We start from the raw sequence: 12090 nt of genomic DNA, 5'->3' as shown, positions 1-12090 counted from the left end.
TTTGTAATCGCTTCGTGTATCTTGAATAAATTCTTTCCTCGTTTTGTCGCTTATAAGTCTGGAAGCCACCATGGCAGCAAGTGAAGCATCCTTCACATGAACAACACCGCCGCTATATTCTGGGTCTATCTTAAGGGCTGTATGAAGCTTTGATGTTGTGGCACCACCAATCATAATCGGGATCGAAAGTTTCTGTCGCTCCATCTCCTTAGCCACCTGGACCATTTCGTCGAGCGATGGTGTGATCAGTCCGCTAAGTCCAACTAGGTTAACCTTCTGTTTTATTGCTTCCTCCACTATTTTTTCAGTGGTAACCATTACCCCAAGGTCGATTATCTCGAATCCATTGCACGAGAGCACAACACCCACAATGTTTTTTCCTATATCGTGCACGTCACCCTTTACGGTTGCAAGTAAAATCTTTCCTGCCGATTGCATCATTTTACCTTGCTTTCGCTCCTCCTCAATGTAGGGTTGAAGAATGCTAACGGCCATTTTCATAACCCGTGCACTCTTAACCACCTGAGGCAGAAACATTTTTCCTGATCCAAAAAGTTCACCAACAACCTTCATTCCATCCATTAGTGGCCCCTCAATTACGTCAAGCCCACTGGTAAATTGCTGCCGTGCCTCCTCTGTGTCCTGTGCAATGAACGTGGTAATTCCTTTCACTAAGGAGTGGGAAAGCCGTTTTTCCACCGGACCATCTCGCCATTCATCCTGCTTTACGTTTTCCTGTTTCTCATCGTGCAGATTCTCGGCAAAGGCCAGTAGCCGTTCTGTAGCATCTTTTCGTCGATTGAGCACCAAGTCCTCGGTGAGTTGAAGCAGGCCGGCAGGAATTTCGCTATAGATCATGAGCATGGATGGGTTCACAATGCCCATGTCCATACCTGCTTTGCTAGCATGGTAGAGAAAAACGGAGTGAATGGCTTCGCGAATGGTGTTATTTCCCCTGAAGCTAAAGGAGAGGTTGCTCACCCCACCGCTAATCTTTACCCTCGGAAGGTTTTCCTTAATCCACTTACAGGTTTCAATAAAGCTTACGGCGTAGTTTGCATGCTCGGCAATACCGGTACCGATGGCTAGAATATTGGGATCAAATATGATATTTTCAGGCCTGATTCCGGCCTTTAATACAAGCAGATTATAGCTTCGCTGGATTACCTCAATTCGGTGTTGGGTGGATGCAGCCTGTCCTTTCTCGTCGAAAAGCATTACTACCATGGCGGCACCATAGCGACGAATGGTTTTTGCGTGGGCAACAAATTGCTCTTCACCCTCCTTTAGGCTAATGGAGTTTACTATGGATTTTCCCTGCACGCATTTCAGTCCGGCCTCAATAATGCTGAACTTGGAAGAGTCAATCATTACAGGAACGCGCGAGATGTCTGGTTCTGCAGCCACATAGTTGAGGAAGGTGGTCATGGCCTTTTCCCCCTCAATAAGGGCATCGTCCATGCATACGTCGATTACCTGTGCTCCGCCTTCAACCTGCTCACGGGCAACGGATAGCGCCTCCTCGTATTTTCCTTCGGCAATAAGGCGGGCAAACTTTTTGGAGCCGGCCACGTTGGTTCGTTCCCCAATATTCAAGAAGTTGATTTCCGGTCGAAGTTCCAACGGTTCCAATCCGCTAAATCTGGAGTATTTTGGCAGCACAACTGGTTTACGGGGAGGAAATTTCTGCGAGAGTTCGGCAATAAGGGCTATGTGGGCTGGTGTAGTTCCACAGCATCCACCCACAATATTCACCAATCCGCGCTGCAGGTATTGCTCCACCACGCTGGCCATTTCCTGTGCAGTTTCCTCGTATTCACCAAGTTGATTTGGCAAACCGGCATTGGGATGGGCGCTCACAAAGAATTCGGTATTCTGCGAAAGTTCAGCAAGGAAGGGTAGGAGCTGGTTTGCACCCATGGCGCAGTTTAAACCAATGCTTAGCAGTGGCGCATTCGAAACAGAATTGATAAATGCCTGAAGCGTCTGGCCAGAGAGTGTTCTTCCACTGGCATCGGTAATGGTGCCAGAAACCATGATTGGAATTTGGAGTTGCTTCTCATCAAGCACCTGCTCAATGGCAAAGAGGGCAGCCTTGGCATTCAGGGTATCGAAAACGGTTTCTACTAATAAAATATCTACTCCACCATCAATGAGTCCTTTAGCCTGTTCGGCATAGGCGTCCACAAGGTTGTCGAAAGTAACGCCACGGTATGCCGGGTTATTAACATCAGGAGAAAGGCTAGCTGTTTTGTTTGTTGGCCCCATGGAGCCTGCCACAAAGCGCGGCTTTTGTGGATTCTTGCTGGTAAACTCTGCCGCAATGCCATGAGCAATGCGTGCAGCCTCCTTGTTTAGCTCATAAACCAAGGCTTCCAAGCCGTAGTCAGCTTGCGAAACTCGGTTGGCATTAAAGGTATTGGTTTCTATAATGTCAGCTCCGGCTTCTAGGTAAGCTCTGTGCACACCCTCCACAATCTGAGGCTGGGTAAGCACCAGCAGGTCGTTATTTCCTTTCAGCGATTTAGGGTGAGCGCTAAATCGTACCCCTCTAAAGTCGTTTTCGGTTAGCTTATGGCGCTGAATCATGGTGCCGGTGGCTCCATCGAGTACGAGTATCTTCTCCTTAATAACTTTTTGGATGGAAGTATGCTTGTCCATTTTATGGTATTTACATTCTGCTTTGCTCTTAATACACTTATTTATAACGCAATATTCCTGCCAATTTAGTGTAGAATTAAAACGCAGAAAATGGTAAAAAAAATTTTACTTAAGATACTCTGTTTTTCCGGTTGTGGCAAGAAATACATCAAGTCGTGGCAGCAGTTCCTGTAATTTCTGGAGGTTAGCCAACTTAATGGTTCCAACAATCCAGCTGTGCTGTTTGCCCGAGTACTTTTCCGATATCTCCTCAAACTCAAACAAGCTAAGGTCTAGAAGGTTTTGGTAGCGTAGGTAAACCTCTACCAAAACCTCGTTGGTAAACAGTGGTGGTTCAAAGTATTTCTGCTTCTTATATTCGTATCGGTAATCGTGAAAACGGGCTGTAATGTCCGAAAGCACGGCGGAACCTGTTGGAAATCCACCTGCCCCTTTTCCAAACATGAACTGCTTTTCGTAGAAGGCTCCCTCAATAACCACCCCATTGTATTCCTCCTCCACGTTGTAGATGTATTCGTCGGGTGTGACCAGGCGAGGCATTACGTAAAGTGTAAAGTTTGTAGCATTAAGTTTGGTGAGTTTTGCCACCAGTTTAATTTTCCTGCCCTTTTCCTTGGCATACTGAATGTCGAAATCAGTTAGGTGCGATATACCGCAGTGAAATGCCTTTTTGGGATGCACGTAGGTTCCAAACCCATGAACTGCAAGGATTATGAGCTTGTAGAGCGCATCGAATCCTTCAACGTCGAAGATGGGGTTACTCTCGGCAAACCCCAGCTCTTGCGCCTTTTGAAGGGCAGAGGCGTAGCTTTCGCCATGCTGAAAAATTCGCGTGAGGATGAAGTTTGTGGAGCCGTTGAGTATCCCCTGTATGGAGAGAAGCAGGTCGTTATCGTAGTATTCCTCGAGGTTTCTGATTACTGGAATGCTTCCACAGGCGGAGGCATCGTAGAGCAGGGCTGCCCCTGTTTTTTTCTGTAGGAGAATGAGTTCCTCCAGGTGATGGGCAAGCATTGTTTTGTTACCCGACACAACGCTTTTTCCCCTTTCCAGCGCTGCTTTCACAATTTGGTAGGCTTCATCGGCGTTGTCGATGAGTTCAACTACCAGATTTATTTCAGGGTCATTTAGTATAAGGTTGGCATCGGTGGTGAATAGCTTTGCGCCTATGCCACGCTCCTTTTCTGGATTCTTGATGCACACCTGCTTAATCTTTGCCCTAGTTGTGGGCGAACTCTCCAGCACTTGGTATAATCCACGCCCAACTGTACCAAACCCAAATAGTCCTATGGTTTGCTGTATGCTGGTTATATGACGCGGTTGAACGGTTACTTCATCTATAGTTGCTGTTTCCATTTTGCTTGTTTTGCGCCGATTTTCGTCCTATTTGCTTAACGCAGAGGTCACCGGCTTGTAAGTTTTTTCAATGAACGGTTTAATGGCATTCTCCAGCTGCTGCCATTCAAGCAGGAAGCCATCGTGGCCAAAGTCGGAGTGAATTTCCACAAATTGTGACTGAGGAATGTGGGCCGCCAGCTCATGCTGATCTTCAAGTGGGAAAAGAATGTCGTTATCGATGCCAACAACCAGCGTTTTGGCCTTCACCAGTGCCAGCGCACTTTGCAGGCCACCTCTACCTCTTCCCACGTTGTGCGAATCAATGGCACGCGTGAGCGTATGGTAGGTGTAGGCGTCAAACCGGTTAACCAACTTTTCCCCTTGGTAGTTTTGGTAGCTCTCGGCTTTAAATCCTGTTAGAATTTCACTCCTGCTTTCCTTTTGGCTAAGGTTGTAGGCTTTGCTGCCACGGTAGCTGAGCAGCGCAATGCTGCGCGCTGCCTTTAACCCATTTTTGCCGCCACCCTCTTCCTGACGATCGAAGGTTGGGTCGGCCTTAAGCGCTAACCGTTGTGACTGGTTGAATGCTACCACCCATGGCGAAGCCTTGGCGCTGCAGGCAATGAGCACCAAATGGTTGGCCGTGCCGGGATGGGTGCATTCCCACTCTAAACTTTGAAATCCACCAATGGAGCCGCCTACCAGCATGTCGATGGTTTTAATACCCAGATGTTGCCTTAGCAGCTCATGTGCCTTTACCATGTCGCGCACCGTGACCATAGGGAATTGAAGCATGTATGGTCTTCCCGTTGCGGGGTTAGGCAACATTGGACCAGTTGAACCGTAGCACGAGCCAACTACATTAGCGCATATAATGGGTGTTGTTGCCGGGTCGAAGAGCTTTCCTTCTCCTACCACCTCCGGCCACCATTCCGATGGGTCGGCGTTGGCTGTTAGTGCGTGGCAAATCCACACCACCTTATCGGGGTGCTGCTGAATATCACCAAGCACTTGGTAGTAGATGTTTACGGATGGAAGTGTTTCTCCGCATTCGAGTGAAAAGTTTGTAGTGGTAATAGTATCGGTTCGTTTCATCGTATCGGGTATTATGCATTAGCCAATGCTTGGTCGAAGTCGGCGAGAATGTCCACTATATTCTCTATTCCCACCGATACGCGGAGTAAGTTGAAGTCGATTCCAGCAGCAGCCTGTTCCTGCTCGCTGAGCTGCTGATGCGTGGTGGTGGAGGGCTGAATAATGAGCGTTCGTACGTCACCAACGTTGGCCAAGTGGGTTACCAGCTTCAACCCTTCAACCACCTTCGATGCTTTTTCCGCTCCGCCCTTAACCGTAAACGAAAGCACTCCTCCAAATCCATTTTGTAGGTATTCTTTGGCATTTGCATGGTATGGATGGCCCTCCAGTCCCGGATAGGAAACCTTTTCAACTTTGGGATGGTTGCTTAGCCAGCGAGCCAGCGCCAATGCATTTTGGGTTATTCTATCTACCCGGAGCGAAAGTGTTTCCAGTCCTTGGAGAAGGAGGAATGCATTGAATGGGCTAAGGCATGGGCCAAGGTCTCGCAGCCCCTCCACGCGTGCTTTAACAATAAAGGCCAGCTTTCCAAATGTCTCTGGAAAGTTAAGCCCGTGGTATGCGGGGCTGGGGTTGGTAACCTGTGGAAATTTTCCATTTGTCCAGTCGAAGTTACCGGAATCAACGATAACTCCACCAATACTGTTGGCGTGTCCACCAATCCACTTGGTTGCCGACTCCACCACAATGGTTGCACCGTGATCGATGGGTCGGCATAGGTAGCCCGCTGCACCAAAGGTGTTGTCAACAATTAGTGGAATGCCATGGCTTTGGCAAAGCGCGCTTAGCTCTTTAAAGTTTGGAACGGCAAATCCCGGATTACCGATAGTTTCAACGTAGACCGCCTTTGTCTTCTCATCAATTAGACGGGCAATTTCTTGGGTTGAGTCGTTTTTGGCAAAACGTGCCTCAATGCCAAAGCGGGTTAGCGAATCCTTGAGCAGGGTAAAGGTACCTCCATAGAGGTATGGCGATGCCACAATGTTGTTGCCAATGGCTGCAATGGTGGTAAGCGCAAGCAGCTGTGCCGATTGCCCGGAAGCAACAGCCAGTGCTGCAGCGCCACCTTCTAGCAGGGCTATTCGCTTCTCGAGCACATCTACCGTTGGGTTGCCAATTCGAGAATAGATAAAGCCCTCCTTTTCCAACGCAAACAGCTCCTTGGCGTGGTTCGAATCCTTAAATGCGTAGGCCGCGGTTTGGTAGATGGGAACGGTGCAGGAACCCGTTGTTGGTTCTGGAGTGTAGCCTCCATGCACCTGTTGCGTTTCAAATTTATATGATGCTGACATTGTTTTCTGTTTTAAGTTAATGTTGATGGTTACAATCCGTTTCATTTGCACTCTATCTGAGGCACAAAATGGTATCTACTATTTGCCCCACAGGGCATAAATCCTTTACAACGTGGTTGCACAATGGTGGTTAAAGCAGTGTGTAGCGATATCATAATTCTGAAATGTGAATGGCTGAAAAACAGTGAAATAAAACCTTTGCAATGCTGCATGGATATAAGAATCCAAGCCATCCTTAGCGGATGATGCGGAGACCTTGGGTATGGTAAAAGGAAGGTTCTACCGCATTCGGTTGACGCGGCACATTCGCATTCGACGGGAGGTGAAATGCAAAATATTGCTGGGCTGCTTAGTGGCAGCTAGCTGAACTTGATGATTTGTTGCTTGTGGAAGATTCTGTAAATCCATTGCTTTTGGTTCTGATTTATAATTCCCTTTTCTTGGGCAGGTTTTAGCACCTTTCTCCAACCGGGAGGGGTTGCTAGAGCTTCACAGAGCCTGTTCTCTCCACTCTTCTTTATAATTCAAACCATCTTTACAGAATGGTTCGAGGTTTTGCAGGGACAAATATAAAAATATTTTGTTAGAACAAGGGAATGATGAAAAAATTGTAGAAACAGCAGTTCAGAATTCAAACCATCCTGTTTGTGCAACATGGCAACTGATAGCATTCCGTAAAGTATAATTTCCCATTTTTGTGGTGTGCATTATGCAGTGATTAAATTCCTGCTAACATTGGATAAGTAGCCAGTGGGTAACAGTTAAAATGGTGAACAGAATGGTAAAGGCGGTAATATTTGACATGGATGGGGTGATTGTGGACAGCGAACCGCTTCACAAGGAGGTGGAGCGGGAGATGTTTACCGAATTTGGAATGACCATTTCACCCGAGCAGCAGCATCGGTTTACCGGAACATCGAACGCTGGCATGTGGGCACAGCTGAAAGCCGAATTCAAGCTGCCCAAGGAGCTTGGTTACTATGTTGCCATTAAGGAGGAGCGCTACCTGAAGGCTTTGGCTGCAAATGGTTCGGTTTCGCTTATTCCCGGTGCCGAGGAGCTGCTTAAAAGTTTGTATAATTATGGTGTGCCCATTGCTCTAGCATCTTCTTCTTCGTTAACCAATATTGACCTCGTGCTTCGTAAATTCAGCATTGGCACGTATTTTAAGGCATTAGCAAGTGGTGAGGAGGTTGCATTGGCAAAACCAAACCCTGCAGTATTTCTTCTGGCCGCGCAAAGGCTTGGTGTTAATCCTTCGAACTGCGTTGTTATTGAAGACTCCACTAATGGCGTACTTGCAGCAAAGGCAGCTGGAATGGCATGTGTTGGCCTGCAGTCCGATGTTTCATTAGGGCAAAATTTAACGACTGCCGAGTTGGTTGTTTCGTCACTTACTAATCTCAGTCCAGATTTGCTTCTCTCATTGGCATAGGAGCTAGTATCTACTTCAGCTGTCCATAAAAATTTTGCATGGTTATGAGAGAAGTGCTACATTTAGCGAGCCAATCTCAAAAAAAATTGCCTTATGAAAAAAATTTTACCCATCCTTCTTATTTCAGTTGCTGTTATTGCAAGTTCATGTGCCTCTAAGCGTTTGGCAAAGCAAGGGGCAAAGCTCGAAAGTCAGGGATTATACGAGCAGGCTGCTGATGCCTACTATCAATCGGCCTATGCAAACCATAACAATGTTGATGCATTGGTGGGGTTGAAGAAAAATGGTCAGATGGTGCTCGACCACAAGTTTATTGATTTTAGTAAGGCCTACGATAACGGCAGCATGAAGGATGCCGTATACAACTATCTCGATGCGCAGGCATATGCCAACAAGGTTTCAGCGGTAGGGGTTAACCTGCAGCAGCCGGAGCGCTACAAATCACTCTTTGATGATGCTAAGTCTCGTTATCTAAAACAGATATATCCAGAGGCACAGCTTGCTCTCGATGATGAGAACTTCACCAAGGCCGCTCAGCTCCTTCAGGAGGTTAAGCAGCTAGAACCGGGATATGAAAAGAGCGATGAGCTTCTCATTACAGCAATGGCTGAGCCAATTTACCGCGACGGGCTACAGGCCATGCAATCGAATCTCAACCGAAAGGCTTATGCCGACTTTGATCAGCTTATTAAATCCTATGGCAGCTACAAGAATAGCAACGATCTTAAGACTGAGGCACGGCGCAAAGCACTTATTACCATAGGCATTAAACCTATTGCAGCCTATATGAACGATGCTGGATTTGCTACTCAGCTGGCTTCCCTTATTACCAGTTCGGTAAATGCGTTGAACAATCCTTTTTTGGTGGTTGTGGACGAGGCCAACCGCCAGCAGCTGACACAAGAGCAGATGATAAGCCTTAGCAACAACTCCAATATTGAGGTAGGCAACTTGCTTGGTGCTAAGGCCATTCTTACAGGCAAACTGGTTAGTGTGGACACAGATCCCGGCCGAATGCAGGTGCAGGAGATGCCCGGTTGGGTTAGGGAGATGGTGAACAAGTATGATACTGCTCAAAAGAAGAATATTCTTGTTCCGTACTATGTTAAGACCCGCTATAAGGAGTATAATCAAACGTCTACAGCTTCCTGTACATTTCAGTATCAGCTCACCTCAGTTGAGACCGGAGCAGTGCTGGTTACCGATGTGGTTACCTATACTGCCAAAGATATGGTTCACTTCGCTGTATACAATGGTGATGTAAGTAAGCTGGTTCCAGGTTACTGGAAGCATTTCGAAAGAAGAATGCCAGACGATGCAGTATACGATAACCGAAACAGCATAAGCCAGTTGAGTTCACTTCTCAGTGGTCGTCAGCAGCTAAGAAACACCGACGATCTCGAAGATGAGGTGGCTAGCTTTATTGCAAAGAGCGTAGCTGCTAAGCTCAATGCTTATAACCCTGAAGGTCACTAGAACAATTTTGCTATGAGGATACGTGGAAACCTGTTTGTAATTGCGACTCTTGCGGGCCTATTAGCTTGTTCTTCATCCAAAAAGGCAAGTGAGAATGTTCCACCTCCACCAGCTTGGGTGCAGAGCAAACCTTCTATTCCCGGTTACTACGTTGGGGTAGGACGTGCACCAAAGGTTGGCGATGTGAACTCCTATCGCCAATCGTCGAAGAATAATGCGTTGGCCGATATGTCTAGCGAGATCTCGGTATCCATCTCTACCAGCTCGGTGCTGCACCAGTTTGAGTCGTCGCTGCGCTTTTCAGAAGATTTTACCTCTACCATACAGGCCGAATCGCAAAAGGATTTGGAGGGCTACGAGTTAGTGGATACCTACGAGGATAATACCAGCGTATGGAGCTACTACCGCCTGTCGAAAGCCACGTGGGCCGACATTCAGGCCAAGAAAAGGGATGCCGCTGTTACCAGTGGTCTCGACCTTTTTGAACGAGGCAACAACTTTAAGAATAGTGGTGATGTTAAGAACGCTTTTATGAACTACATAAAGGCGTTGGAGAGCATGAAAGCCTACCTTGGCGAGCCGCTGCAGACCATCTACAACGGGAAATCGATACTCTTGGGAAATGAGCTGTTCGATGCAATTACTGGTTTGGTAAATAGCATAAAAATAGCGGCTGTTCAGCAATCACTCTCTGTAAAGGCAGGTGAGAACCTATCCTCTGACAAGCTTCAATTTATTGCTACTACAGGTGGTAATCCTTTAAAGCAGTTTCCATTGGTTTTTTCCTTTACGGCCAAGCCGCTGCGTAACGCAACCGTGCTTACCAACGAAAAGGGAAAGGCAGGCTACGCGCTCGACAATATTTTTTCAGCAAAAGGGATTGAAACCTTCACCGCCGAGGCCGACTGGCCTGGTATGGCTGCCGAAGCAACCACCGACAGCTACTTCAGACGATTGTCGGAGAAGTTCAATCCGTCTCCAGCCTACATTTCCATCGAGGTTATTAAGCCAAAGGTGTTTGTAAGTTCGGTGGAGAAGAATCAAGGAACGATTCTTGCCGATCGACCTCTTGCATCGAAGCTCATTAGCCTGCTCAATGGCGATGGCATTGATCTTGCTTCAGATGCTCAAAGTGGAGATTTTGTGCTGGATGTTCAAGCCGAAACGGTTCTGCGTAACCAGTCGGGGAGCCTAGTTTATGCCGAGGTGGTTGGAACTATTCAGCTAAAGGACAACAAGGGAAATGTGCTGTTTTCGCAACAGCTGGCTGGAACCACCGCTGCAAACTTAAACATGACTAGCGCAGGGGCTGATGCCATGAAGCGACAAGCCGAAAAGTTGGGAGGTTACCTCTGGACACAAATTCATGATATTATTGTGAAACGGTAAATCTTCGAAGCCATGGAGTGTCAAAATGCTCAAAACCTTAAAGGCTGTAACTGCTCATATCCATGCACCCGAAAGGGTAACTGCTGCCAGTGTGTGGCCTACCATCGGAAAAAGGGACAGTTGCCAGCATGCTACTTCCCCGATGATGTGGAGCGAGGCTACGACCGCTCCATCGCCAACTTCATTGCCGTGGTGGAGGAGAGGGGCACGGGATTTCTGATGAAGTAATTTATTTTTAGAAGAAGTAAAAGAAGTTAATGGAGTCAGAGAAGTTAAAGAATATTAGAGAAAAAAGAGACGCAATAGTTTGCGTCTCTTTTTTCATTACCTGCCACAGCCCTGTATCAACGAACTCCTACCCAATACGCTGGTGGCTGTGATACGATTTGGTCTAGAATTTTAACCTAAAAGAAAACCCTCCAATGGCTCTCACCATAGAGGGTTTTCAACCTAATTTACCCAACTTGATCACCTAAAATAAACAAAGTTTAACGCTGACGCTGATACTGCTGCTGATTTTGCTCAGGCTGTTGTTGCGGTTGCTGCTGCTGTTCTTCCTGCGCCCTGTAGAGCGAAACATGCTGGCTGTTTTGATCCTGAATATTGTCTATGTCATCTGATTGGTCGGGCAGCTCAACCTTTCTTGCTGTATTCAGGTTGATTCTAACTGCAAACGATGGGACCGATGCGCTAACAATCCATGCGTTATGGTTCAAGTAAACATACATTCCTCGAACATTGTCCCAGTAAAAGTTGTAGCGAGGAAAGTAAACCCAGCGGTGATGGTAAGCCAGCCTTGGACCCCAAACCGGATGGAAAACCTCCACCCTTCGGCCGCGATGATGCCATCGTCTAACTGCTACTACCTCACGGTCACGGTCATTATGGTGCCTCTCTCTAACCACATTTTCGTTACGGTCCCTATGGTCTCTCTCTTTAGCCACATTTTTGTTATGGTCCTTCTGGTCTCTTTCTCTTCTCACATTCTGACCTTCAGCATTTCCAAGGGTCATAGCAAATGCTATTATGGCCATTATTGTAAACCGAACTGTTGTTTTCATGGCTCTGTTGTTTTAGTTTTGTTTTGCAATTATTACAAGTATTGTTCCAAATACCCTACCTCGGAGGCCAATATTTCTTCATTTAAGGTAATTTAACGTTGAGGTTTTAGACTGAGATTATAGGTGGAAATTCCACTTATTCGGATAGACGGATACTAATAACTGAAAGGGTGGCAACATTCAGTTCTATTACGATAAGTTAGGTTTATTATCCTAGATAATGGTTAAAACCCTGCAATTTTATTGCAGGCACTTTCAGTTTCTATAAATCTCAATCTTTGTATGAATGAGTTTCTTGTTTGTTCTGTTTTCTTTTGTGCTCTTATTTGTGAATTTTATTCAC

Annotated in this window: 9 protein-coding genes and 1 riboswitch; of the genes, 4 read left to right on the top strand and 5 right to left on the bottom strand. The window is 46.7% G+C overall.

Translation table 11 applies throughout. The features are described 5' to 3' along the window. The 4 genes from metH to VMW01_14670 all read right to left on the bottom strand — a co-directional run. Positions 1–2661: methionine synthase (gene metH / locus VMW01_14685; GenBank protein ID HUW07492.1), on the bottom strand; the 2661-nt coding region annotated here is incomplete at its 3' end. A gap of 105 nt (positions 2662–2766) precedes the next feature. Beyond that, positions 2767–4017, bottom strand: a complete 1251-nt coding sequence (locus VMW01_14680; GenBank protein HUW07491.1) for a homoserine dehydrogenase — start codon at positions 4015–4017, stop codon at positions 2767–2769. Positions 4018–4044: 27 nt separating this feature from the next. Then, on the bottom strand, positions 4045–5094 hold the full coding sequence (gene metX, locus VMW01_14675) for a homoserine O-acetyltransferase (protein ID HUW07490.1): 1050 nt from the start codon (positions 5092–5094) through the stop codon (positions 4045–4047). Positions 5095–5105: 11 nt separating this feature from the next. Continuing rightward, positions 5106–6431 (bottom strand): aminotransferase class I/II-fold pyridoxal phosphate-dependent enzyme, encoded by a 1326-nt coding sequence (locus VMW01_14670; GenBank protein ID HUW07489.1) that lies wholly within the window; start codon positions 6429–6431, stop codon positions 5106–5108. Between the two features lie 376 nt (positions 6432–6807). Further along, a riboswitch (SAM riboswitch) is annotated at positions 6808–6912 on the bottom strand. Positions 6913–7164: 252 nt separating this feature from the next. On the opposite strand from VMW01_14670, the gene VMW01_14665 reads away from it, so the two are divergent. From VMW01_14665 to VMW01_14650, 4 genes are all read left to right on the top strand, one after another. Continuing rightward, positions 7165–7821 (top strand): HAD family phosphatase, encoded by a 657-nt coding sequence (locus VMW01_14665; GenBank protein HUW07488.1) that lies wholly within the window; start codon positions 7165–7167, stop codon positions 7819–7821. A gap of 93 nt (positions 7822–7914) precedes the next feature. Further along, positions 7915–9297, top strand: coding sequence for a hypothetical protein (locus VMW01_14660; protein HUW07487.1), 1383 nt, complete (start codon positions 7915–7917; stop codon positions 9295–9297). A 12-nt stretch (positions 9298–9309) separates the two neighbouring features. Next, on the top strand, positions 9310–10686 hold the full coding sequence (locus VMW01_14655; GenBank protein ID HUW07486.1) for an LPP20 family lipoprotein: 1377 nt from the start codon (positions 9310–9312) through the stop codon (positions 10684–10686). Positions 10687–10698: 12 nt separating this feature from the next. Next, a complete protein-coding gene (locus tag VMW01_14650) occupies positions 10699–10914 on the top strand; it encodes a DUF6485 family protein (GenBank protein HUW07485.1) in 216 nt (71 codons plus the stop codon). A 260-nt stretch (positions 10915–11174) separates the two neighbouring features. On the opposite strand, the gene VMW01_14645 is transcribed toward VMW01_14650, so the two are convergent. Beyond that, entirely contained in the window at positions 11175–11747 is a 573-nt protein-coding gene (locus VMW01_14645) for a hypothetical protein (protein HUW07484.1), read from the bottom strand. Between the last annotated feature and the right edge of the window lie 343 nt (positions 11748–12090).

The organism is Williamwhitmania sp. (assembly GCA_035529935.1).
Lineage (GTDB): Bacteria > Bacteroidota > Bacteroidia > Bacteroidales > Williamwhitmaniaceae > Williamwhitmania.
Note: the sequence above shows the minus strand (reverse complement) of the source record. Positions and strands in the feature narration are given on the sequence as shown.